The sequence below is a fragment of the Geodermatophilus sp. SYSU D00779 genome (assembly GCF_054050595.1).
The window spans coordinates 1-22,205 of record NZ_JBJGZQ010000035.1; the positions used below are offsets into that span (position 1 = coordinate 1).

General features: G+C 72.4%; 23 protein-coding genes and 1 pseudogene. 15 read left to right on the forward strand and 9 right to left on the reverse strand.

What is annotated here, in order from left to right:
• The 5 genes and pseudogenes from fxsT (ACI79G_RS22015) to ACI79G_RS22035 form a co-directional block, all read left to right on the forward strand.
• A partial coding sequence (gene fxsT / locus ACI79G_RS22015) for an FxSxx-COOH system tetratricopeptide repeat protein (RefSeq protein ID WP_456883174.1) occupies positions 1 to 1,338 on the forward strand: 1,338 nt, incomplete at its 5' end.
• A gap of 105 nt (positions 1,339 to 1,443) precedes the next feature.
• Positions 1,444 to 4,062 (forward strand): FxSxx-COOH system tetratricopeptide repeat protein, encoded by a 2,619-nt coding sequence (fxsT, locus tag ACI79G_RS22020; RefSeq protein WP_456883175.1) that lies wholly within the window; start codon positions 1,444 to 1,446, stop codon positions 4,060 to 4,062.
• Positions 4,063 to 4,300: 238 nt separating this feature from the next.
• Positions 4,301 to 4,585 (forward strand): transposase, encoded by a 285-nt coding sequence (locus ACI79G_RS22025; protein ID WP_456883176.1) that lies wholly within the window; start codon positions 4,301 to 4,303, stop codon positions 4,583 to 4,585.
• Positions 4,582 to 4,875: pseudogene (locus ACI79G_RS22030) on the forward strand (IS3 family transposase); the annotation flags it as partial. The gene ACI79G_RS22025 and the pseudogene ACI79G_RS22030, both read left to right, overlap by 4 nt.
• A gap of 89 nt (positions 4,876 to 4,964) precedes the next feature.
• A complete protein-coding gene (locus tag ACI79G_RS22035) occupies positions 4,965 to 5,207 on the forward strand; it encodes a DDE-type integrase/transposase/recombinase (RefSeq protein WP_456883215.1) in 243 nt (80 codons plus the stop codon).
• Here the strand turns inward: ACI79G_RS22035 and ACI79G_RS22040 are convergent.
• Positions 5,183 to 6,541: an FAD-dependent oxidoreductase gene (locus ACI79G_RS22040; RefSeq protein ID WP_456883177.1), complete on the reverse strand. Its 1,359-nt coding sequence runs from the start codon at positions 6,539 to 6,541 to the stop codon at positions 5,183 to 5,185. The two genes, ACI79G_RS22035 and ACI79G_RS22040, sit on opposite strands and share 25 nt — an antisense overlap.
• A gap of 86 nt (positions 6,542 to 6,627) precedes the next feature.
• Between ACI79G_RS22040 and ACI79G_RS22045 the strand changes: the two genes are divergently transcribed.
• The 3 genes from ACI79G_RS22045 (at position 6,628) to ACI79G_RS22055 (ending at position 8,453) form a co-directional block, all read left to right on the forward strand.
• Positions 6,628 to 7,266: a TetR/AcrR family transcriptional regulator gene (locus ACI79G_RS22045; RefSeq protein WP_456883178.1), complete on the forward strand. Its 639-nt coding sequence runs from the start codon at positions 6,628 to 6,630 to the stop codon at positions 7,264 to 7,266.
• A 639-nt stretch (positions 7,267 to 7,905) separates the two neighbouring features.
• Positions 7,906 to 8,181, forward strand: coding sequence for a type II toxin-antitoxin system Phd/YefM family antitoxin (locus ACI79G_RS22050; RefSeq protein WP_456883179.1), 276 nt, complete (start codon positions 7,906 to 7,908; stop codon positions 8,179 to 8,181).
• Positions 8,178 to 8,453: a type II toxin-antitoxin system RelE family toxin gene (locus ACI79G_RS22055; RefSeq protein WP_456883180.1), complete on the forward strand. Its 276-nt coding sequence runs from the start codon at positions 8,178 to 8,180 to the stop codon at positions 8,451 to 8,453. The genes ACI79G_RS22050 and ACI79G_RS22055 overlap by 4 nt, the downstream gene beginning before the upstream one ends.
• 437 nt (positions 8,454 to 8,890) lie before the next feature.
• Here ACI79G_RS22055 and ACI79G_RS22060 read toward each other — a convergent pair whose 3' ends face one another.
• Genes ACI79G_RS22060 through ACI79G_RS22075 form a run of 4 tightly spaced genes read right to left on the reverse strand, consistent with a single transcriptional unit; the run spans position 8,891 to position 12,006 of the window.
• A complete protein-coding gene (locus ACI79G_RS22060) occupies positions 8,891 to 9,550 on the reverse strand; it encodes a response regulator (RefSeq protein WP_456883181.1) in 660 nt (219 codons plus the stop codon).
• Positions 9,547 to 10,731 carry a sensor histidine kinase gene (locus ACI79G_RS22065; protein WP_456883182.1) on the reverse strand — a complete coding sequence of 395 codons (1,185 nt, stop codon included), beginning with the start codon at positions 10,729 to 10,731 and terminating at the stop codon, positions 9,547 to 9,549. The genes ACI79G_RS22060 and ACI79G_RS22065 overlap by 4 nt, the downstream gene beginning before the upstream one ends.
• Positions 10,732 to 10,735: 4 nt before the next feature.
• The gene (locus tag ACI79G_RS22070) at positions 10,736 to 11,476 is read right to left on the reverse strand and encodes a cupin domain-containing protein (protein WP_456883183.1); all 741 of its coding nucleotides are present in this window, start codon (positions 11,474 to 11,476) and stop codon (positions 10,736 to 10,738) included.
• On the reverse strand, positions 11,473 to 12,006 hold the full coding sequence (locus tag ACI79G_RS22075) for a DUF1772 domain-containing protein (protein ID WP_456883184.1): 534 nt from the start codon (positions 12,004 to 12,006) through the stop codon (positions 11,473 to 11,475). The genes ACI79G_RS22070 and ACI79G_RS22075 overlap by 4 nt, the downstream gene beginning before the upstream one ends.
• 671 nt (positions 12,007 to 12,677) lie before the next feature.
• Here ACI79G_RS22075 and ACI79G_RS22080 point away from each other — a divergent pair.
• Positions 12,678 to 13,442 carry a hypothetical protein gene (locus ACI79G_RS22080; protein ID WP_456883185.1) on the forward strand — a complete coding sequence of 255 codons (765 nt, stop codon included), beginning with the start codon at positions 12,678 to 12,680 and terminating at the stop codon, positions 13,440 to 13,442.
• Between the two features lie 56 nt (positions 13,443 to 13,498).
• On the opposite strand, the gene ACI79G_RS22085 is transcribed toward ACI79G_RS22080, so the two are convergent.
• The 4 genes from ACI79G_RS22085 to ACI79G_RS22100 form a co-directional block, all read right to left on the reverse strand.
• Positions 13,499 to 14,842 (reverse strand): GntP family permease, encoded by a 1,344-nt coding sequence (locus ACI79G_RS22085; protein WP_456883186.1) that lies wholly within the window; start codon positions 14,840 to 14,842, stop codon positions 13,499 to 13,501.
• Positions 14,843 to 15,383: 541 nt separating this feature from the next.
• Positions 15,384 to 15,842 carry a hypothetical protein gene (locus tag ACI79G_RS22090; RefSeq protein ID WP_456883187.1) on the reverse strand — a complete coding sequence of 153 codons (459 nt, stop codon included), beginning with the start codon at positions 15,840 to 15,842 and terminating at the stop codon, positions 15,384 to 15,386.
• A 116-nt stretch (positions 15,843 to 15,958) separates the two neighbouring features.
• A complete protein-coding gene (locus ACI79G_RS22095) occupies positions 15,959 to 16,492 on the reverse strand; it encodes a DoxX family protein (RefSeq protein ID WP_456883188.1) in 534 nt (177 codons plus the stop codon).
• Positions 16,489 to 17,013: a hypothetical protein gene (locus tag ACI79G_RS22100; protein ID WP_456883189.1), complete on the reverse strand. Its 525-nt coding sequence runs from the start codon at positions 17,011 to 17,013 to the stop codon at positions 16,489 to 16,491. The genes ACI79G_RS22095 and ACI79G_RS22100 overlap by 4 nt, the downstream gene beginning before the upstream one ends.
• Before the next feature lie 932 nt (positions 17,014 to 17,945).
• On the opposite strand from ACI79G_RS22100, the gene ACI79G_RS22105 reads away from it, so the two are divergent.
• The 6 genes from ACI79G_RS22105 (at position 17,946) to pcaD (ending at position 22,196) form a co-directional block, all read left to right on the forward strand.
• The gene (locus ACI79G_RS22105; RefSeq protein WP_456883190.1) at positions 17,946 to 18,521 is read left to right on the forward strand and encodes a flavin reductase family protein; all 576 of its coding nucleotides are present in this window, start codon (positions 17,946 to 17,948) and stop codon (positions 18,519 to 18,521) included.
• 70 nt (positions 18,522 to 18,591) lie between these two features.
• A complete protein-coding gene (locus ACI79G_RS22110; RefSeq protein ID WP_456883191.1) occupies positions 18,592 to 20,175 on the forward strand; it encodes a 4-hydroxyphenylacetate 3-hydroxylase family protein in 1,584 nt (527 codons plus the stop codon).
• A gap of 5 nt (positions 20,176 to 20,180) precedes the next feature.
• The gene (locus ACI79G_RS22115; protein ID WP_456883192.1) at positions 20,181 to 20,327 is read left to right on the forward strand and encodes a hypothetical protein; all 147 of its coding nucleotides are present in this window, start codon (positions 20,181 to 20,183) and stop codon (positions 20,325 to 20,327) included.
• Between the two features lie 329 nt (positions 20,328 to 20,656).
• On the forward strand, positions 20,657 to 20,944 hold the full coding sequence (gene catC / locus ACI79G_RS22120) for a muconolactone Delta-isomerase (RefSeq protein ID WP_456883193.1): 288 nt from the start codon (positions 20,657 to 20,659) through the stop codon (positions 20,942 to 20,944).
• Entirely contained in the window at positions 20,941 to 21,426 is a 486-nt protein-coding gene (locus tag ACI79G_RS22125) for a nuclear transport factor 2 family protein (RefSeq protein WP_456883194.1), read from the forward strand. Before catC ends, ACI79G_RS22125 begins: the two co-directional genes overlap by 4 nt.
• Positions 21,423 to 22,196, forward strand: a complete 774-nt coding sequence (pcaD, locus tag ACI79G_RS22130; RefSeq protein WP_456883195.1) for a 3-oxoadipate enol-lactonase — start codon at positions 21,423 to 21,425, stop codon at positions 22,194 to 22,196. The genes ACI79G_RS22125 and pcaD overlap by 4 nt, the downstream gene beginning before the upstream one ends.
• Positions 22,197 to 22,205 lie beyond the last annotated feature (9 nt).

Sequence of the window (22,205 nt, forward strand, 5' to 3'; positions counted from 1 at the left end):
GAGCTGGCCGCCTTCCTCGCCCCCGAACCCATCCCAGTCCGCCTGTTCACCGAGTACGTCACGTTGCTGGAGGAGCCGCTGCGGGCGGCCGCCGCCGACCCCGACGCGCTGGCCGACACCATCGGCGTGCTGGTCAGCTATTCCCTGGCCCGACGCTCCCCCGACGGCTTCCAGCTCCACCGGCTGGTGCAGGCGGTGATCCGCCACCAGCTGCCGCCGGACCAGCAGCAGGCCACCGCCCAACGAGTGGTGACGCTGCTGGCCGCGACCTCCCCCGGCGACCCGGAGGACCCAGTCAACTGGGTTCCTTACGCCGAGCTCGCGCCGCACGTGCTTGCCACTGCCCCGCTGGACGACTCCTCTTCCGCCGGCCGGCAACTGGTCCTGGACACCGCCCGCTATCTGCACGCCCACGGCGACAGCTCCGGCAGCCGGGCCGTCGCCGAACAGCTGCTCGACCGCTGGGGGGCCCTCCTCGGCCCCGACCACCCCGACACGCTGGCCGCCGGCAGCACCCTGATCCTCGCCCTGTTCTCGGTCGGCGAGGTAGAGCCGGCCCGCGTCCTCGGCGAGGACACCCTGCAGCGCTGCCACCGGGTCCTCGGCCCCGACCACACCACCACCCTGATGACGGCGGCCACCCTAATCGTCATCCGCGTCGCGGTCGGCGAGGCGGAGCCGGCCTGCATCCTCGGCGAGGACACCCTGCGGCGCTGCCGCCGGGTGCACGGCCCGGATCATCGGGTCACCCTAGGGGTGGCGACCGGCCTGGCCCTCGCCCTGACCGGGCTGGGCCAGGCCGGACCGGCCCGCACCCTGGGTCAGGACACCCTGCAGCGCTGCTGCTCGGTGCTCGGCCCCGACCACACCACCACCCTGTTGACGGCGAACGCCCTGACCCACGCCCTAGCCCAGCTAGGGGAGGCGGAGCCGGTCCGCGCCCTGGGCGAGGACACGCTCCGGCGCTGCCGCGGGATGCTCGGCCCCGACCACGGCAGCACCCTGGGGGCGGCGACCGGCGTGACCCTCGCCCTGGTCGCACTGGGGGAGGCGGAGCCGGCCCGCGCCCTGGGCGAGGACACGCTGCCGCGCTGCCGCCGGGTACTCGGCCCGAACTACCCGATCACCCTGCTGGCGGCCGCCGCCCTCACCCGCACTTTCACGCAGCTGGGCGAGGCCGAATCGGCGCGCCCCCTAGGCCAGGACACCCTTCAGCGCTGCCAACAAGTGCTCGGCTCGGAACATCCGGCCACGCAATACCTGACTCAGGGTGCCAGCGGCGGCCATTCCCTACCCACCGGTGATGCGCCTGCCGCCTGCGCGGATCGCCCGCTGTGAACGTGGCCTGCGGACCCTAGCGCCTCGTAATGGAAACGGTGAGTCCCCCGTATCAAGCGGCTGGTTCGACGCTCGATCTCCTTAGTCGCGCGCAAGGGGGAAGCCGTGATCCTGGGTAGCCCAACGGATGCTGCTGCTCGTGACGCGACCCCGTGGCGCGTCAGCGGAAAGCGGACCGACTTCTTCATCAGCCACGCCGGCCGGGACACCGCGTGGGCCGAATGGCTGGCCTGGCAACTGCACGAGGCCGGTTACACCGTCGAGCTGGACGTGTGGGACTGGGCGCCGGGCGAGGACTTCGTCGCCCGGATGGCCGCGGCGCTGGAGCGGGCGGACCGGCTGCTGGCGGTGTGTTCCGAGGCCTACTTCTCCTCCGCTTTCGGCGGCGCCGAACTGCGGGCAGCCTTCGTTCAGCAGGCGGGAGCGGCGGGGCGGATCGTGCCCGTGCTCATCGAGCCGGTCGCCCTGCCCCCGCTGTACGCGCCAATGATCCCGCTGGACTTGAGCGGCCTGGGCGAGGCCGCAGCCGCAGACCGGCTGCGTAGGCGGCTGGCCGGCACCAGACCGACCGGGCCCCCACCCTTCCCCCAGCCGTCACCCAGCGACCGACCGGGGTTTGCCGGCGCGCTGCCGGCGGTGTGGAAGGTGCCGTCCCGCAATCCGCGGTTCACCGGGCGGGACGGCATGCTCACCGAGCTGCGCCGGCGGCTGCGCGCCGGCCAGGACACGCTGGTGGTGCAGGCCCTCTACGGCCTGGGCGGAGTAGGCAAGACCCAGCTGGCCATCGAGTATGCGCACCGCTTCGCCACCGACTACGACCTCGTCTGGTGGATCGACGCCGAGCAGCCGGTGCTCATCCCCGAGCAGCTGACCGCTCTCGCCGCACGACTGGGCCTCACCCCTGAGCCCACGGTGGCCGACACCGTCGACCGGCTGCTGGCTGAGCTGCACGGCCGCGACCGCTGGCTGCTGGTCTTCGACAACGCCGAACGACCGGCCGACCTCGCTGGCTACCGGCCCGGCGGCGGGGGGCACGTGCTGATCACCTCCCGCTTCCCCGGCTGGGGGGCTCTCGGTGGGCGGCTGGAGGTCGACGTGCTCACCCGGGCCGAGACGATCGCGCTCCTACGCGCCCGCATCCCAGCCATGAGCGAGGAGCTGGCCGATGCCCTAGCCGCCGAACTCGGCGACCTGCCGCTGGCCGCCGCCCAGGCCGCCGGCTATCTGGAGCAGACCGACCTGCCGCCGGCGGACTATCTGCGCCGGTTCCGCTTCCACCGGGCCGACCTGCTATCCCGGGGCGACGTCGTCGGCTATTCCGGGCGGCTGGACACCGCCTGGGCGCTGTCCCTGGAGCGACTCCGCGATCAGGACCCGGCCGCGGTACAGCTGCTGGAGCTGGCCGCCTTCCTCGCCCCCGAACCCATTCCCCTGGCCCTGTTCCACGGCCACGCCGCCCTCCTCAAGGAGCCGCTGCGCGTCGCCGCAGCTGACCCCGACGCCCTTACCGACACCGTCAGTGCACTGGTCGGTTACTCCCTGGCCTACCGCCAGGCCGACAGCTTCCGGGTGCACCGGCTGGTGCAGGCGGCGATCCGCCACCAGCTGTCCCCGGACCAGCAGCAGGCCACCGCACATCGGGTGGTTGCTCTGCTGGCTGCCGCCGCCCCCGGTGACCCGGACGACCCGGTCGCCTGGGCCGGCTACGCGGCGCTGGCCCCGCACGTGCTCGCCACCGGCCCGCTGAGTGACCACGATCCTGCCGGCCGGCACCTCGTCCTGGACACCATCCGCTACCTGCACGCCCGCGGTGATTGCCACGGCAGCCGGGCTGTTTGTGAACCGCTCTTCGATCGCTGGCGGTCCGTCCTCGGCCCCGACCACTCCGACACCCTGGCCGCCGCGAGCACCCTCATCCTCACCCTGCGCTCGGTAGGTGAGGCGGCGCCGGCCCGCGCTCTGGGTCAGGACACGCTGCAGCGCTGCCGCCGAGTGCTCGGCCCCGACCACGCGACCACCCTGTGGGCGGCGGCCGCCCTCACCGGCGCCCTGGCCCAACTAGGCGCGGCCGAGCCAGCCCGCGCGCTCGGTGAGGACACCCTGCAGCGCTGTCGCCGGGTGCTCGGCGCCGACCACCCGACCACCCTGGTATCGGCCACTGCCCTCATCGCCGCTCTCAACCAGCTCGGTCAAGTCGAGCTCGCCCGCGCCCTGGGCCAGACCACTCTGCGGCGCTGTCGCCGGGTGCTCGGCCCCGACCACTCAAACACCTTGTTGGCGGCGGGTGGCCTCACCCTCGCGCTGGCCCAGCTCGGCGCGGCCGAGCCGGCCCGCGCCCTGGGCGAGGACACCCTGCGGCGCTGCCGCCGCGTGCTCGGCCCCGACCACGCCGCCGTCCTCTCAGCCGTGGCCGGCCTCACCCTTGCGCTGGCCGAGCTCGGCGAGGCCGAGCCGGCCCGCGCCCTGGGCGAAGACGCCCTGCAGCGCTGCCGCCGCGTGCGCGGCCCGGACCACCCGCTCACCCTGGTAGCGGCCGCCGGCCTGACCGTCGCCCTGGGCCAGGTTGGCGAGGCCGAGCTGGCCCGCGCCCTGGGCCAGACCACCTTGCAGCGCTGCCGCCGAGTGCTGGGCCCGGAGCACCCGATCACGATCTGCGTGGCGCAGGACGCCAGCATGGGGCACCTCACGCTGGGTGACGACGCTGCCGCGGACGTCGCGAGTTGACCGCTGTGAACGGGGGCGTACGCAACTCGTGCGCCTCGTCATCAGAACGGTGAGTCCCGGCGCTGCAGCGTGACCTGCGGATCTCCGCGGAGGCTTGAGCCGCGGTGCACCGCCCGACCAGGCGGCTGGCATGGCAAACGGCACCGGTCTCGCGTACGGCCGGTGATGGGGGGGAGCCTGGCCCGGTTTCCCGGACACCTGACCTGAGGTGATGATCGCCTCGGGAGAGGAGTCCTGGATGCCCGCAGCCAAGCCGCCGGAGTTCCGCCGTCGAGCCGTGGAGCTGGCCCGGCGGCGGGAGAGGCCGATCGCCGAGATCGCCCGCGACCTGGACATCGCGGAGTCGTGCCTGCGGCGGTGGCTGAAGCAGGACGACATCGACTCAGGTCGCGCCGAGGGGCTGAGCACCGATGAGCGGACCGAGCTGGTCCGGCTGCGCCGGGAGAACCGGGTGCAGGCGATCGAGATCCTCAAGCGGGCCAGCGCCTACTTCGCCCGGGAGGCCTTCCCCGGCCCAAAATGATCTACCGGCTGGTCCACGAGCTCGCCGCTGACGGCATCGACGTCGCGGTGGCCTGCCGGGTGCTGCGGGTGTCGCGATCGGGCTTCTACGAGTGGCGCGGCCGGGCACCCAGTGCCCGCCAGGTGGCCGACGAGCAGCTGACCGTCACGATCACCGAGGTGCACCAGGCCTCCCGCGGCACCTACGGCGCCCCGCGGGTGCACGTCGAGCTCCGGCTGGGGCTGGGACTGACCTGCGGGCGCAAGCGGGTGGTCCGGCTGATGCGCACCGCCGGCCTGGCCGGCGTCTGCGCCCGGCGCAAACACCGCCGAGCGGGCCCGGCGCCGGCCGTGCACGACGACCTGGTGCAGCGCCGCTTCATCGCCGAGGCCCCGACCGGCTGGGGGTCACCGACATCACCGAGCACCCCACCGCCGAGGGCAAGGTCTACTGCGCCGCGGTCCTCGACGTCTTCAGTCGCACCGTTGTCGGGTGGTCGATCGCCGACCACATGCGTGCCGAGCTGGTCGTCGACGCCCTGCTCGACGACCGCCGTGGCGTCGACCGCCTGCACCGCCTCGCCCGCCGACAGCGTCGCGATCGGAGGAGGGCGGCCGTTCATGATGCGCTCCTCTCGAGGTAGCTGGGGATCGGCGCCACCAATGTCTCGAGCCGAGCACCCGAGCTGGCTCGCGCCCACTCGGCGATCGAGACGAGTTCGTCGCGCGTTGGGCCCTCAGCCGTCGGCTGACGCCAGCCGGTCCCGTAGACGGCGCGGGCCAGCGGCTCGGCGGCAGTTAGCGACGCCGGCAACGCGGTCATCGCCAGGAAGCCGGCGACGCGGGGTTCGATCCGGGAGTCGGCCTGACCAGCGGCGACGATGGCGGCCGAGGTCAGGGGCTGACTGAGGTCGAGGTCGTGACCCTGCCAGCGGCGTACCGCCTCGGCGTCGAAGGCGAGGTGGTCCTCGACCCACGGGAGGATCCACGTGTCGCACCAAGCGCCGAACGGAGCCGCGATGGTGGCGGGGTCGGCGCCGGTGTCGAGCAGCTGCAGGAGTGCGCCGATCTGCATGCTGGCCATGGCGAGCCCTCGGCCGGCCGTGGGCGCCGTGGTCGCGACTGCGTCACCGACGGCGACCAGACCGGGCCGACCGAGCTGCCGCCGGTAGGTGTTGAGCAATCCACCACCGACGATGACGCCGCTGGTGGGCGTGGCGACGCTGGCGTCGGTCCATTCGGCCAGCCCGGGGATCGCCCGGCAGGCGGCCTCGAAGGCGGCCGGGTGACGCAGGGCGCCCAGGCCGGCGTCGGCGCTGGGCCGGATGATCACGATCGAGACGTGGCCGTGTTCGTGGGGGAAGGCGTAGCTGTCGTACCCGTGGAACTGGGCGCTCCACGCGAACGGCGTGGCCGGTGCACCCGGCGTCGCGCTCGGGTGCCGGCGGTAGGTCCGGGATACATAGGCCATGCCGACGTCCCGGCGGATCTGCGGGGGCGTCAGCCGGGAGAGGCGGCCGCTCGCGTCGACGACCAGGTCGGCGCGCACAGTCGATCCGTCCACGACTGCACCCACGACCCGACCGCCCCGCTCGGCGAGGCCGTCGACGTGGCCGACCGCGACGGTCAGCCCGTAGGCCTCTGCTGCCGCCAGGCGGAGGGCTCTCTCGTAGGTGACGCGGCGGGACCGCACCCCGACCGCTGGAGCCGAGGCGCCGGGGGCGGGCAGGTCGATCGGTTCCGCGCCGAGGTCGAGCCACGCGTGCCAGGCCTCGGGCCACTCGGCGAGCAGCAGGTCGCGCACCTGCGGGCGGAACCCGTGCGCCTGCTGGAACTGCATCACACCCCGGCGCCGCCACGAGCCGTCAGGTGCAGGACCGGGGTCCCTGTCGACGGCCACGACCCGATGGCCGCGCCGGGCGAGAGCCGCGCCGAGGGTCAGGCCCGTGGGCCCGGCACCGACGATGAGAACATCCATGGTCCCATCACCCGATACACTCTAGATGTGTTCATTACACTACCAGTGTTGTCAAGTCGGCCGACGGGGCTCGCGGAGCTACACGCATGACGGCCGGCGGCCGCCCGTACCGCTCCGCCCTGCGCAATGAGCAGTCGCGGGCCACGCGCCGGAGGATCGTCGACGCCGGAGCCGCGCTGTTCGTCGAGAGCGGCTATGTCCCGACCACGATCGACGCCATCGCGGAGCGTGCAGGTGTCAGCCGCAGGACCGTCTTCACCTCGGTCGGCGCGAAGGCCGCCGTACTGAAGCTCGCCTTCGACTGGACGCTGGCCGGCGACGAGGAACCGGTGGCCATCGCGGACCGGCCGGAGGTGCAGCGGATGATGCAGGGCGAGGACCCTGCCGAACTGCTCGCCGCATGGATGGCGATGAACGCCGCCATCAACCAGCGGCTCGCCACCCTCTACCACGTCCTCGTCGTGGCGGCCGACGCCGACCCCGAGGCTGCGACCCTCCTTGCCACGACCGACGACCAGCGGGCCGAGGGCGCCCGAGATGTCGTCGGCCGCGTCGCCGACCTCGGCGGGCTGCCGCCGGGACTCGAGCCCGAACAAGCTGCCGCCATCGCCGACGTCCTGATCGATCCGACGCTCTACCAGCGCCTGGTGGGCACATGGGGCTGGACGTTCGAGACCTACGTCGGGCACCTGCAACGGATGGCGGCGGTGTCACTGCTGGCGTAGCAGCACGTGGCTCGCCGGCCCGATGACTGCAGGTGGGCTCCGTCGTCTCACGAGTCAGGGCGCCGGCCACTCGCCTGATCGGTCCGAGCCGTCGGTTGTGGGCGACGTCCTGGGGCGTCGGTGAATGGCACGAACCTGCCGGCAGGTCACCGCTTCGCCGTTGACCCGTCCCCATCGCCACCGCCGCCGAACTGAGTCCGTGGTGGTCGGAGGTGCTGTCAGAGCCCGTTGTCGACGGGCGGACAGTGTCCCTCTTCTGGATCCTACGGTCACGGGCTCGGGCAGGTCCTGACCTCGACCGGCGGCGTCCGCGACCCGAGCCACCCGCGGTCAACCTCGTCCGCCAACTCCGCGGCACGCTCCTCGCCGAGGGTCCCTCGTACGAGCCAGCTCACACCGCCATCGCGTTCGCGCGTCCGGGTGCAGCAACGATCGACCCCGACGACGAGGCGTGGACGCGAGCACTGCAGGCGACCCTCGGCGAGGACGGCCTGCGGACCGGGAGCCTCCACGTCGCACCAGGTGGCTGGATCACGACCGTCGTCGATCCACCGGTTGCGAGGTTCCAGCCACACCGCATCCCCGGCGACCCCAGCCGAGCTCCTTGACCGCAGCTGACCGTTGACCATGATTGAGGTCATGACGATCCGGTCGCTGGCGGCGGTCAAGGCGCACTTCAGCCAGGTGATCGACGAGGTCGCCGGCACGCACGAGCGCGTCACCGTGACCAGGAACGGCAGTCCGGTCGCGGTCATCCTCGCCGTCGAGGACTACGAGTCCCTGATGGAGACCTTGGAGATCCTCTCCGATCCCCGAGCGCGCTCGGACATCAGGCAGGCCGAGGAATCGATGGCCGCCGGTGAGGTCTACGGCGAGGCCGAGGTGCGGGCCGCACTCGCGGCCCGCCGGCGGTGACCGGCCCTCGTCGCCACACCGTCGTCCTCTCGGCGGCGGCCAAGCGGGCCATCGAGCGGGACCTCCCCGAGCCGGTGGCTGTCGCCGTCGTCGACTTCCTCTACGGGCCGCTGGCTGCGGACCCGTACCGCGCCGGGAGGCCGCTGCGCTTCGAGCTCGAGGGCTACTGGTCCGCGCGACGGGGCCAGTACCGCGTCATCTACTCGATCCACGACGACGAGGTCCTCGTCAGGGTCGTGCGCATCTCGCACCGCGCCGACGTCTACGGCTGACCGGCACCTCCGTGCCGGCACCGGCATGTGTGGACGCGCTGTGCTCCTCCTCGGACACGGCGGAGAGGCCCGTGGCCGGTGACCCCCTCTCCACGCCTCGCACCGGACGGATGGGTGACCGGCTCGACGGCGGGGCGGGGATCAGGACCGGGAGGGGCGCGGGACGGCATCCGAGCGGCTTCCGGGCGCGAGAACTCGCCCGACGACCCACCTGTCCGCGCTCGTCCCCGACCTGCAGTATTGCCACTCTGGACAGCGCTTCCGGGTACCGCTCCCCGAAGATGCCGGGCGAGCCGATGCGGGTGCAGCCCAGCCGCGCCAAGCGGGCCACCAGCGAGAACGGGTGACCCGGGCGTCGTCCGGCGCCTGACTCAGCGCTTCTCCCCCGGATCACCTCCCCGGTCGGTACACCTGGCGCCCGGCCGGCCGGCGCGGACTCACGTCCCCGGGATGACCAGCCCGGTCTCGTAGGCGAGCACGACCAAGCGGGCGCGGTCGCGGGCGTCGAGTCTGGTCAGCAGTCGGGAGACGTAGGTGCGTGCCGTTGCCGGGGAGAGGAACAGCTCCTGGGCGATCTCCTGGTTGGACAGACCCCGACCCACGAGGGCGAGCACCTCCCTCTCCCGCTCGGTGAGCGCCTGCAGCGGCGTGTCGTCCACCGCGGCCTGCAGCCGGTCGGCCAGGGACCGCAGCACCGTCCGGGTGACCGAGGGTGACAGCAGCGACTCGCCCGCGGCCACCACGCGGATCCCCTGGCGCAGGTCCGTCGGTGAGACGTCCTTGAGGAGGTAACCGGCCGCGCCGGCACGGATGGCCTCGAACACGTGCTCGTCCTCGTCGAAGGTGGTGAGCACCAGCACACGGACGTCTCTCAACCGCGGGTCCGCCACGACCTCGCGCGTCGCCTGGAGGCCGTCCATCTCCGGCATGCGGACGTCCATGAGGACGACATCGGGGCGCAGTTCGCGGATGCGTGCCAGGCCCGCGCGACCGGTGCCGGCCTCGCCGACGACGGTGATGTCGCCGTCGCGCTCGGCGAGGGTCCGCAGCCCTGCACGCACGAGCTCCTGGTCGTCGACCAGCACGATCCGGATCACGGGTCCAACCTCACCGGCAGCGTCGCGCACACCAGGAAGCCGCCGGCTCCGCCGCGCCCGGCAGTGAGCTGCCCACCGAGCACGACGGCCCGCTCCCGCATGCCGACCAGGCCGTGACCACTCCCCGATGACGACGGCACAACCGGGCGACCTCCCGGACCGTCGTCGGCGACCACCAGCTCCAGCTGGTCGCCACGGACGCCGACGGTGACCGCCGCACGGGCGGCTCCGGAGTGCCGGATCACGTTGGTGAGCGACTCCTGCACGATCCGGTAGGCGGCCGCCTCGATGGCACCGTCGAGACACCCCTCTCCGACGGTGACGTCGAGATCCACCACGACCCCGGCCTCCCGGGCGGCGTCCGCCAGGCGCCCGAGCCCGGAGAGGCTCACCGCTCCCCGTTCGGCGTCGCCCGTCGGGGAACGGAGGAGCTTCACGGTGGCCCGCAACTCCCGCAGCTGGGTGGAGGTCGCTTCGCCGATCTGCTGGACCGCCCGCCGGGCCACCTCGTCGTCCCAGCCGATGGCCTCGGCAGCGACGTTGCCGTGCAGGGCGATCACCGACATGGCATGGCCGACGGAGTCGTGCAGGTCCTGGGCGATGCGCACGCGCTCGGCCTGCAGCCGGCCCTCGGCCTCGCGAGCCTGTTCAGCGGCCGCCAGCGCCCGCAGCCGCTGCTGGGAGAACCGGGCCTGCCGCCGGGCACGGACGCTCACGCCGAGAGCGATCGCCGCGGCAACGAGCGCCACGTTGGTGAACAACTCGTAGCTGAGCAGGTACGTGGTGGGCAGCCCCTCGGCGACCCGGGCCCAGGCGGCCACGGCGACCAGCACCGTCCCCGCGCCGACCGCCCAGCGGAGGGCACCGACGTCGGCCGCCCGGTAGAGCGCGGCGACGGCCGGTAGGGCGATGCCGATCGGCGGGAAGCCGAGGGCGTAGTAGGCGAAGACGCAGAACACGGTCAGCGCCAGGACGAGGCGGGGGGCGCGGCGGCCCACCAGGACCAGGGCGCCGAACCCGACGGCGAACAGGTAGGCGCCGGGGGTGGCCCGGCCGGTCCCCTCCAGATCGGCGGCGATGACCAGCGCCACGGTGAGGGTCTGCGTCAGCGCGAGCAGCAGGTCGGCCCGGCGTCGGTGGACCTCGCCTCTGTGCGCGGACACGTCCCTGGAGTCGGGCACGGCGTCAGGGTAGGGAGCCGGACGGGTCGGCGGACATCCCCGCGCGTCGACGCGGCGATCGCTCCGAGGAGACCCTCACCGTCGAGCCGGCGACGACAGCCGGAGGCGGACTCGGTGGACCCGCGCCAACAGTCGCCACAGCGGTTCCTGCACCAGGTCCGGGACCCCGTGGACGGCGAAAGGACAGGCGGTGGCGCACGTTGATCGTGGCGAGCACCCCGATCGGCGGGATCCGCCCGCTGCCGGCGAGCGCACGGAACCGTTCTTCGAGGGGCCCGGCGGAGGTCTCCCGCATGCGGATCCGCGCCGGCTCGTCGAAGGGGTCGGAGAAGCCGTGGGTCACCGTGGGGGGAACCGCCACCGTCTCGCCCGCGCTGAGCACGCGAGTGCCGCGGCCGACGACCACCTGCAGCCGCCCCTCCTGCACGGTGGTGCTCTCGGTCCGCGTGCGATGACGGTGCCGTGGCGGACCGGGCAGACCGGCGGTAGGAGCGCGTCGGCCTCGAGTGCGGCACCGCGCCGCCGAGCTCCCGCAGCTCTCCGCCCGCACAGCGGGGGGCGCGGGCGGCGACCGCGCGCACCGCGCACGCCCGCAGTCCCCCGGCTCCGTCGCGCATGTCGGTCTTCCCCGAGGCACTCGTGCTCTGTGGTCGCCTCGGCCCGCGGGGATGGGCCGGGTGGTGCCGTGCGTGGCGTGGACCGCGGGCCCGGTGCGGCAGGGCAGCACGGTCACGACAGCGGTCACCGGCCGGCACCGACCGGCTCGGCCGGGTCCGGGACGGAGGCGGTGGCGCGGACCCAGCGCAGCAGCGCGGTGAAGGTCAGGGCGGCGGTCACCGCGCCGCCGGCCAGGCGCACCCAGTGGCCGGCGACGAACTCGCCGGCGACCTGACGCAGGTGCTCCGGCGTGTGGGTGCCGACCGGGTCGATGAACATGATCTCGTTCCGCGGCCAGAAGAACAGCACCGAGAACACGAAGTCGCAGGCGATGAAGACAGCGGCAGCGCCGACGATCCACCACCGCAGCCGCGGATCCCGCCACGTCAACACGGTCGCAGCCAGGCCGCTGACCACCACTGCGGCCCCCAGGGGCGGGAAGTAGTCGCTGGGGCCTCCGGCGACGAGGAACTCCCGTGCCCGATCCAGCGACGCAGGTGGGTCCCCGAAGATGTTCGGGTACAGCATCACGGTCTCCGCGGCGACACCGCCGAGGGACAGCATCGCGGTCCACACGACGGCGATGAGCGCCACCGTGGTGAGTCTCCTGCGCGACATCTCGGTCCGTCCCCTCGCTGGTCGGCTCGACGCCCTCGCGGGTCGCCGTCGCTCAGCGACGCTAGGTGGGGCCGGTGCGCGGGTCTGCCGCCTGACGACGGGGACCGGGGTCGCTCCTCGACGTACAGCACCCCTGCTGAGCTACGGCCATCGGCGCCGGGAGAGCCGACCCTGCGAGTTGGTCCTGCTGCCATCGGCGACCGTTGGCCGGTGGTGGACGGCAGGTCGACCCTCGAGCAGCTCGTCGGCCCCTGCTGGTGGGCGTCTGACGCCGATGGTGGTTCGTCGGTCGTGGACGGTCGCCCCAGCGACCGACCGCCCTCCACCTCGCTGCCCCTGGGGGCGGCTCCAGGCCACACCTCGCGTCGATGGCGTCCACGTTCGGTCCTCGGCGACAGCGTGTGCCCGAGATCCCGGATCCGGACGTCGCCCCGGCTCCCCGCGGGCGCGGCAGCTGCTCGATCCGGACGTCCCCGGACCGCCGGACCGGCGTCGAGCAGCGGCCCTCATCGGACGGCCTGCGCGGACCGATCGGCAGCACGGTGACGACCGCGACGCCGACCGGGGCTTCGTAGCAGTCGGTGACCCGGCCGACGGTCGGACGCTGTTGTCCCCCTTCCGGAGCGGCCCGCTGGCATCCTCCGTGAGTCGCCAACGGACAGGAGACCGACATGACCAGCGGTTTCACCTTCCCCAAGCCGGAGTTCGACATCGAGTCCACCGTCGAGCGTGCGATGGCACTGATCAACCGGACTCTCCAACCCTCACTCGAGGAGGCCCAGCAGGTCGTCGACAAGGCCCGTGCGGGCAAGCCCCTGGTCGCACCGGGAGACCTGGTCGGCCAGGTGACACGCGGCAATCGGATCAGGGCGGCCCGAGCGGTCTCCTACTCCCTGCCGTCGATCCTCCCCGGCTACGGCACGGTCATCTCGGCCGCCGCACTCCCGGTCGCGTTGAGGGAGGTCCTCAAGGAGGCGGTGAGCGCGGCCATCAAGGTCGGACTGCTCCACGACAGGGACCTCACCGACCCCGAACTGACCCGTATCGCCGTCCTGCTGGTCCTCACCGACGGCGCGGTCAGGCTCGACAAGACCGGCCGGATCCGTCCCGAGGCGATCCTCGGCCCCCACGCGTCCCTGCTGGGGCAGCCCGCTGCGTACGACGCCCTGGCGGCGCTGACGGCCAAGGATCGGCAGGAGATCGCCGCCTCGCAGTCGGAGATCCTCCGGGCATGGGCGCTGGCGGTCGGACCGCCGCTCCTCGCCGGGCTGTTGCCCTTCGGCCTGGGTCCCATGGCCGCCGCGAACTACATGCAGCACGTCCTGAAGGGCACGATCGCGGCCGCCACGAGGGTCTTCGGACCCGCCACCCCCGCGCCCGTGACCGTCGAGGACCTCCCCGACCGTGAGGTCCAGCAGGACCATCCCCGATCCTGAGGCGGCACGTCAGCCCGGGTCGGCTGCGCCGGTCCCGGGTCACAACTCCGCGCCGCCTACGCGATGAGCGCCACCGCCATGACCATCGGCAGCGACACGACCGAAGCGACGGAGGTGACCATCGTCAGGGTCTTGAAGGTGCCCTGGGTCGACAGTCCCAGCAGCGACTTGTACATCCAGAAGAAGTTGCTGTTGACCTGGAGCGCGAACATCGCGCCCGAGGCGATGGCCAGGCCGATGACGAGCGGCGAGACGTTGATCGACCCGAGCACCGGGCCGATGATCCCCGCGGCTGTGATGGCCGCCACCGACACCGATCCGATCGCCAGGTGCAGCACCGCCGCGATGAACCAGGCGAGCAGGATGCTGAGGATGACCGGTGCCCCCGCGTCGGCGGTGAAGAGGTCAGCCAGGATCGTGTCGAGCCCGGTCTCCCCGATGACGGCACCCAGGGACCCACCGATACCGGTGATGAGGAGGATCGCGCCGGTGGTGTGGAAGCCCTCGCTCATCGCCGTGTCCGTGCCCTCCGAGCCCAGGGTGCGCCGGCAGAGCACATAGGCACCGACCAGGCCGACGAAGAGCGCGAAGTTGGCGTCGCCGAGGAAGGCGATGAAGTCGTTGGAGAACCCCAACAGCTCGGCGAAGGCACCGAACGCGATCAACACGAGCGGCACCAGGATGGGCAGCAGGCAGACGAGCAGCGGGGGCGTCGCGCTGTCGTCCTCGACCAGCTCGGTGGTCTCCTGCTCGACCATCGCCTCGTCGACGTGCTCGTCCCTGGCCTCGTTCCAGTAGCGGCCACGCAGGAGCAACCGGAAGACCAGCGTCGTGACGATCGCGGTCAACGGCCCCAGCACGAGGCCGTAGATCAGCCAGGTGCCGAGCGGGATCTCGAGCAGGCCCGCGATGGAGACCGCGGCCAGTCCCGGGATCACGAAGACGTAGCCGGCGAAGATCCCGGTCCCCAGCGCACCGGACATGTGCGGCAAGCCCGTCCGGCCGATGAACGGTGCGGTCGAACGCGCCACCGGAGAAGCCAGCACGACCTGCACGTCCACGTAGATCGAGGGGAAGATCGTCGACATCGCCGCCGTCATCGCATACGGGAGCCGGTGCGCGCCGACTCGCTCGACGAGCATCGTCACCATCTTCCGGAAGGCGCCGATCGCATGCAGCATCGCCCCGATGAGCACGCCGAAGCCGATGAGCAGGCCGACCTCGCCCATGATCTCGCCGAAGCCGGTGGCGATCGCCGTCAGCGTCGCCGTGAAGCCGACACCGGTCGCGAGGCCGAGATAGAGCGACCCGATGATCAGCGAGATCACCGGGTCGACCTTGACCTTGATGATGAGCGCGACGATGACGGCGATGGCTATCGCGGTGTGAAGCACGACCATGACCTGCTCCTCGGGGTACGGGGAGTGGCGAGGTCAACGGCACCGTCGCCACGTCGACCCCACACCTTGGCACCGATCGTGCGCCGCAGCGGGGTCGGCACAGGTCGATGCGGTCGGCGGCCGCCCGGTTGCCACCTCCGCGGTGTGGCTGCACAGGGTGGAACAGCCCTGACCCCGAGAGTTCGAGTTGTCGCCGCTGTTCTGAGCACGGTCACCCTCGAGTCCGGTCGTCGGCCGCCCCGGCCCGTGGCCTCCCCATGGGCGGGACCTGCACATCGCCCTCTCCGGCCGCCCCGAGGTCCTCGCTGTCGTCGACCTCCCCGACCCCGTCCCCGGCGACGGCCACCTGTCCAGCTGCTCTCCGGTGGCCCACCGGAGGTTGTCGGACCACGCACTCGGCGTGGCACAGGGACAGCTGCACCGCGGCGTCCCTTGCACGCTGAGTCGATCCGAACAGGGCTGGGACCCCGTGACCACCCCGAGCCCCCAGCCACATCCGACTGAGCCGGTCCTGGCGGCTGTCCAGTGGCGCCGTGAGGGATCAGACGAACGCGAACAGGCGGTGCGGGTCCGCGTCACTCAGGTCCATGATCTCGGCCAGCAGCTCGAGCGTGTCGGCATCCTGGCGGCTGATGGAGCGACCGAACGGCCCCCGCGCCCGCGCGACCCCGTCGCCGACGGCGAGCAGAGCAGATCTCATCGAGCTCGCGGCACCAGCGCCGAGCCCGGCCGACACCGTCGCCGCCGCGAGCAGGCCGGTGGTGACGGGGCGGCCGTCCCGCTCGTACGCCGCCACGAGGTCGGGATCGTCCAGCGTCGCCTGGAGCACCTCGGTGCCGAGCCCGGCGGTCGTCGGCAGCGTGGCCCGAACGGCGTCCCAGATCGCCTGCAGCTCCCAGGTCTCCAGCCGCGTCCGGCCGACGAGTGCGCTGGACATCCACAGCGGTGACAGCCGCAGGGTCTGCTGGTCCGATCGGGCGAGGGTCCCGTACAGGGTCACCGGTTCCTCCTCGGTGGCGACGTCGTCCGCAGTGTGCGCCCGCCGGTACCTGCGTGCCGCTCCTCGGCGACCGCGGTGGAGCCCCCGCGGGTGCCGCCCGGACGAACTGGGCCCCTCTACCCCTCCGCCCGGGAGGTCGCCGGCGAGACCTCCTCGGCCCGAGAGGTCCTGCCGACGAGCCTGTTCGCCGCAGCGCGCAGCTGCTGGAGGTCCCACTCGGTGCTCCACAGCGCCCAGGCGACGAACAGCACCTGGAAGGGCAGTCGGAGCCAGGGGTACCAGCCTCCGGGCTGCCCCTCGACCTCGACGCCTGCGACCGCGACGTACACGTTGGCCGGGAAGACGGCGACCAGGTAGACCGCGAGCGCGAGCCCGGCGCGGCGCCGCCACGGCTGGCGGAGCAGGAGGCCGAGGCCGAGGCCGATCTCGATCACACCGGTCGCGAGGACGAGGGCCTCCGCGGCGGGCACCCACGGCGGCAGGTGCTGGACGAAGGGCGTCGGCATCACCCAGTGGGCCACCCCGGCGAAGACCATGGCGGTGGCCATGCCGAGACGAGCCGCTCGGCGGGCGGAGCGGCGGCCGGACGACGGCCACAGGACGAGCGCGGCCACCACGGTCGCGAGCGCGAGCACGACGAGGAAGATCATGAGGATCGACCCATCGGGGGTGTGGGCGAGGAGGCACGGCGATGCGGGTCACGCGGGGCCGGCGGCGCCAGTGCCTCGGGTGACGGTGACCCGCCCCGGGCCGACGGTGACGTCGTCCCCCGGAGCAGGCCGACGGCGAGGGTGAGCATCCCGGACACGAGGACGACCGCCCCGGCGTAGGCGAGGTGGATGACCGCGCTGGGCTCCCGGTCCTGCGGCATCAGGACGGACAGGAAGAACGCCACGGGCAGCAGGACGGCGGCGGTGGGAAAGGCCAGCCGCACGAACCAGCGGGCGCGCTCGGGCAGCCTGGTCTCGTCGACGTACCGGAGGGCGACCAGGGACAGGAGCAACAGCACGCCCGCGTGCGCGTGACCGGCACGCCACAGGTCCTGCCGCAGCGGGTTGTCCCGGTAGCCCGGGTCGCCGATCAGCAGGCTGAGCACACTGACCCCGCCGATGACGACCGTGGGGAGGACGATGAGGACGATGCCGGCGACCCGGCGGGACTCGGGGCTCATGCCGCACCCCGCTCCGTCTCACCGGCCGGGCTCACCGGCCCGCCGAACGCAGCAGGAACCCTCACCATGGCCTCACCCACCAGGCAGACCGGGACCGGGTCGACGAGCACCGGCGGTCGGTTCGCCCGACGCATCGGTGGGGCGCCGGGTCAGCGCGCCCGCGCCGGGCCGGCCGGCGGAGCCAGTGTGCAGCCGCACCGGCGGGCGGTTCACCAGCGGGATGACCGGCACGGAGGGGGATCGGAGTCGACAGTCCCTGCGGCATGGCTGCTCCTCGTCCAACTCGGTGGACACGCACCCGCGTGGGGAGCGCGCGCACCGCGGCAGCAACGCTAGGGCGACGGCCGAGCGCCGCACACGGCCACAGGTCCCTGTCCGGGCCGGGGCGGCGGAGTCAATCCGGGCGTGCCTCTCCCGGTTCCGAGGACCGCGGTGGGACGCCAGGCCGGACTGCGGCACCTGACCGCGGTTCGCGGCCACCGCGGAACGGACACGGCGGCGGCTGTTGCGCTTCGGGGATCCTGGTGTCCGTGAGGCCACGCTGCCCGGGCCGCGACGGTGACACGGCCGGGATGCAGCTGTCACCGGCCGAACGGGCACGGCGAGCCGGGCACGCTCGCAAGGCCTGCCTCGCCCTGCGCAGGACACGCCGGTTCCGCCGCTGGCTCGTTGCTGCAGGAGATCTGGCGGTCGCCCCGAACGGCAGCCGAGGAGGACCTCCAGGCCATCGAGACCGACTGCAGCGTGCCGATCCGTCGACGGCATCGGGAGAGTGACGGCGCTGCTGAGGACGAGCAGGCGCCACTGACGTCCCCCGCAGCCGCTCGGCGCCGCATCCTCCGGCTCGGGTTGACGCGGGATGTGATTCAGCGCACACTTCCCCGCGCTGAGCGGGCACCGTGTGCGGCCGTACACGAGGAAGCGAGGCGTCGATGCCGCTCGACCCCCGCACCCTCCGCAACGCCTTCGGCCGGTTCGCCACCGGGGTCACCGTGGTCACCTGCGCGAAGGACGACGGCGTCCCGCACGGCGCCACCGTCAACGCGTTCACCGCCGTCTCGCTCGATCCGCCGCTGTGCCAGGTCACGGTCACCCGTGAGTCGAGGGCCCGCCGGTACCTGGAGAGCGCACCTTTCGCGGTCAACGTCCTGTCCACGGAGCAGCTCGACACCGCTTGGCACTTCGCCGGTCGCCCCCAGCACCCCGAGCCGGCGTGGGCCGACGGGCCGACGGCCCCGGTCCTCGTCGGCAACGCCGCCACCATCTCCTGCCTGCCCTGGCGCACCTATGACGGCGGGGACCACCTGATCGTCATCGGCGAGGTCGCCGACCTGGCCGTGACCGACGCCGATCCCCTCCTCTTCTTCGGCGGGCGCTTCCGTGAACTGGCCCCTCCGGCCACCGGCGTCCACTGGGCCGCGTCGCTGGACAGCCCCGAGTTCGGCTGGTTCGGCGCCCACCCGAGCTTCACCCCCCTGCGCCCGCACCGCTCCCGGGCCGCGCCCTGACCGGACACGCCGCTGCACCACGGCGCCGCGCACCACCGACCCGACTCCACCGATGCAGAAGGGGCCCTCCGTGACACTCGAACAAGAACGCCCGGCCAACGTTCCCGCCGCCCCGGACACGCCCTCGGCCAGTCGGCCGATGACCGGCGACGAGTACGTGGAGAGCCTGCGCGACGACCGCGAGGTGTGGATCTACGGGGAGCGGGTCGCCGACGTGACCACCCACCCGGCCTTCCGCAACTCCGTGCGAATGACCGCCCGGTTGTACGACGCCCTGCACGACCCCGCCCGACGGGACGTGGTGACGACGCCGACCGACACCGGCAACGGTGGAGTCACCCATCCCTTCTTCCGGGCGCCGCACTCGGTCGAGGACATGGTCGCCGACCGCGACGCCATCGCGGCCTGGGCCCGGATGACCTACGGCTGGATGGGCCGCTCCCCCGACTACAAGGCCAGCTTCCTCGGCACCCTGGGCGCGAACAGCGACTTCTACGACCCCTACCAGGAGAATGCGAAGCGCTGGTACCGGGAGTCGCAGGAGAAGGTCCTCTACTGGAACCACGCGATCATCAACCCGCCGGTCGACCGCAACCTGCCGCCCGACGAGGTCGGCGACGTCTTCATGAGGGTGGAGGAGGAGACCGACGCCGGGCTGGTCGTGTCCGGTGCCAAGGTCGTGGCCACCGGCTCGGCGATCACCAACTACAACTTCATCGCCCACTATGGGCTGCCGATCAGGAAGAAGGAGTTCGCGCTCATCTGCACGGTGCCGATGAGCGCACCCGGCGTGAAGCTGATCTGCCGGGCTTCCTACAGCCAGCAGGCCGCGGTCATGGGCAGCCCGTTCGACTACCCGCTGTCGAGCCGATTGGACGAGAACGACACGATCTTCATCTTCGACAAGGTGCTCGTGCCGTGGGAGAACGTCTTCGTCTACGGCGACGTCGAGAAGATCAACGACTTCTTCCCGCAGTCGGGCTTCCTGCCGCGCTTCGCCCTCCACGGTTGCACCCGGCTGGCCGTCAAGCTCGACTTCATCGCCGGGCTGCTGCTCAAGGCGCTCGAGGCAACCGGCACCAAGGACTTCCGCGGCGTGCAGACCCGCGCCGGTGAGGTCATCGGCTGGCGGAACGTCTTCTGGGCGTTGTCCGACGCGCTGGCCCGGACCCCGGACGAGTGGAAGGACGGCGCACTGCTGCCCAAGCTGGAGTACGCGTTCACCTACCGGATGTTCATGATGCAGGGCTATCCGCGGGTCAAGGAGATCATCCAGCAGGACGTGTCGAGCGGGCTGATCTACCTCAACTCACACGCGATCGACTTCAAGACCCCGGAGGTCCGGCCCTACCTGGACAGGTACGTCCGGGGCTCGAACGGGATCGAGGCGGTGGACCGCGTCAAGCTGATGAAGGCGCTGTGGGACTCGGTCGGCACCGAGTTCGGTGGCCGGCACGAGCTCTACGAGCGCAACTACTCCGGCAACCACGAGGGCGTGCGCGCTGAACTGCTCTTCACCGCCGAGGCCATGGGCACGACCGCGCAGATGAAGGGCCTGGCCGAAGCGTGTCTTGCCGAGTACGACCTCGACGGCTGGACCGTTCCCGACCTGATCGGGAACGACGACGTCTCGATCTTCGCCAACCGACGCTGACAGGGATGAGCGACCTGGCTGTCGAGCGCGTCAGGACGACCGTCCGCGACGTCCCCCTGGCCCGGCCGCACCGGCTCGCCCGCACCGGCATGGACGCCCAGCCGATCCTCCTGGTGCGGGTCACCGCGGAACGGCATGACGGGCACAGGTGAGGGCGTCGCCCTGGCGGCCCGTGGTGGGACGGTGAGTCGGTGGTGACGATGCAGCCGGTCGTCGGTCGGTGCCTGCCCCCGCTCCTGCTCGGCAGCCGGGTCGACGGCATCGCCGGGACCCCAACGGCGATGAACGACGTCGCCAACGCCGACCCTGCGCGGAGGCCGGGGTCGGGCGCGCCGTGCACGACGCCTGGGCCCGCAGTCCCGGCGTCCCGGTGCACCCCGTCCCGGAGGGCTGCCCCTGTCCGACGGGTCGGGGCTCGGGTGGAACTCGACCCCGCCGCCGTCGCCCGGTCCACCCGCACCCCACCAGCGAGGAGCTGAGCATGCTGTTCCACGTCCGCATGGACGTCGCCGTCCCCCGCGACCTCGACCCCGATGAGCGCGCCACGCTGCTGGCCACGGAGAAGGCCCGCGCGCTGGAACTGCAGCGCAAGGGCGTCTGGGTGCACCTGTGGCGGGTGGTCGGCCAGTACAGCAACATCAGCGTCTTCGACGTCTCCGGCACCGACGAGCTCCACGACATCCTGTGGAACCTCCCGCTGTTCCCGTTCATGACCATCTCGGTCACCCCGCTCACCGAGCACCCCTCGGCCCTGTCGGCGAACCCGTGAGCGATCTCGAGGCGCGGCTGCGCCGGCTCGAGGACGTCGAGGCGATCCGGAACCTGGATGCCGCCTACTGCCGGCTCGTCGACACCGGTGACTGGCCGGGGCTCGTGGCGCTGTTCACGGCGGACGGGATCTTCGACGGGCTGGCCGTCGTCACCGGTTCGGCCGATCTGCTGGCCTTCTTCAGCGGCCTCGCCGACAGCGGGATGAGGTTCTGGCACCACGTCTCCAACCACGAGATCGCGGTGGACGGCGACACCGCAGCGGTGCGCTCGGTGCTGTGGCAGCCGTGCGTCGTCGACGACGTCCCGCACGTCGCCGCCGGGCGCTACTCCGACAGAGTCGTCCGTACGGTCGAGGGTTGGCGGTACGCGGTCAAGCAGGTGCGCTTCGACTACTGGGGGCCGCTGCGCGACGGTTGGGACCACCACCGCTTCGGCTTCGCCCCCGCAGCCGGCGCGGCCACGCGCGGGAGGACCGGGTGACCTCGACAGCGCGACTCCAGCACGTCCAGGACGGCCCGGTCGATGCGCCGGCGCTCGTGCTCGGACCGTCGCTGGGCACCGACACCGGCCTGTTCGACGCACAAGCGGTGGAGTTCGCCCGCACCTACCGGGTGGTGCGCTACGACCTCCGCGGGCACGGTGGCTCGGAGGTCGTACCGGGCGCCTGCACGATGGCCGACCTGGCCGGGGACGTGCTGGCCCTGCTCGACCGGCTGGGGATCGACCGCTTCTCCTACGCCGGGGTGTCCATCGGCGGAGCGATCGGCCTGCACCTGGCGCTGACCGTCCCGGACAGGCTGGAGAGGCTGGCGATCATCGCGTCGGCCGCTCGGTTCGCCGACCCGCCCTCCTGGGCCGTGCGGGCCCAGCAGGTGCGGGAACAGGGGACCGAGTTCCTCGTGCCCTCACGCACGGGCACCTGGTTCACCGCTCCCTGGGCCGCACGGCATCCAGGCGAGGCCGAACGACTGCTGACCATGCTGCGGACCACCCCGGCCGAGGGCTACGCCGCCTGCTGCGAAGCGATCGGCTCGTTCGACGTCCGGAACCGGCTCGGCGGGATCAGCACGCCCTCGCTCGCCATCGCCGGCGCCGAGGACCCTGCCACGCCGGTCGACATGGTGCGGCTCATCGCCGAGGGCATCCCCGGCGCGGAGTTCCTCGTGGTCCCCGAAGCGGCCCACCTGCCCAACGCCACGGACCCGGACGTGGTGAACGCGGCCCTGCGCGAGCACCTCCCCAGTGAGTGACCGCTCTCC

What these genes read in the sequence shown, in the direction of transcription:
- ACI79G_RS22025 (WP_456883176.1), top strand. Translation starts at nt 4,301, where the DNA reads ATGCCCGCAGCCAAGCCGCCGGAGTTCCGCCGTCGAGCCGTGGAGCTG.
- ACI79G_RS22095 (WP_456883188.1), bottom strand. Translation starts at nt 16,492, where the DNA reads ATGATCTTCCTCGTCGTGCTCGCGCTCGCGACCGTGGTGGCCGCGCTC.
- ACI79G_RS22040 (WP_456883177.1), bottom strand. Translation starts at nt 6,541, where the DNA reads ATGGATGTTCTCATCGTCGGTGCCGGGCCCACGGGCCTGACCCTCGGC.
- ACI79G_RS22050 (WP_456883179.1), top strand. Translation starts at nt 7,906, where the DNA reads ATGACGATCCGGTCGCTGGCGGCGGTCAAGGCGCACTTCAGCCAGGTG.
- ACI79G_RS22105 (WP_456883190.1), top strand. Translation starts at nt 17,946, where the DNA reads ATGCCGCTCGACCCCCGCACCCTCCGCAACGCCTTCGGCCGGTTCGCC.
- ACI79G_RS22100 (WP_456883189.1), bottom strand. Translation starts at nt 17,013, where the DNA reads ATGAGCCCCGAGTCCCGCCGGGTCGCCGGCATCGTCCTCATCGTCCTC.
- ACI79G_RS22085 (WP_456883186.1), bottom strand. Translation starts at nt 14,842, where the DNA reads ATGGTCGTGCTTCACACCGCGATAGCCATCGCCGTCATCGTCGCGCTC.
- ACI79G_RS22115 (WP_456883192.1), top strand. Translation starts at nt 20,181, where the DNA reads ATGAGCGACCTGGCTGTCGAGCGCGTCAGGACGACCGTCCGCGACGTC.
- ACI79G_RS22080 (WP_456883185.1), top strand. Translation starts at nt 12,678, where the DNA reads ATGACCAGCGGTTTCACCTTCCCCAAGCCGGAGTTCGACATCGAGTCC.
- ACI79G_RS22075 (WP_456883184.1), bottom strand. Translation starts at nt 12,006, where the DNA reads ATGTCGCGCAGGAGACTCACCACGGTGGCGCTCATCGCCGTCGTGTGG.
- catC (WP_456883193.1), top strand. Translation starts at nt 20,657, where the DNA reads ATGCTGTTCCACGTCCGCATGGACGTCGCCGTCCCCCGCGACCTCGAC.
- ACI79G_RS22045 (WP_456883178.1), top strand. Translation starts at nt 6,628, where the DNA reads ATGACGGCCGGCGGCCGCCCGTACCGCTCCGCCCTGCGCAATGAGCAG.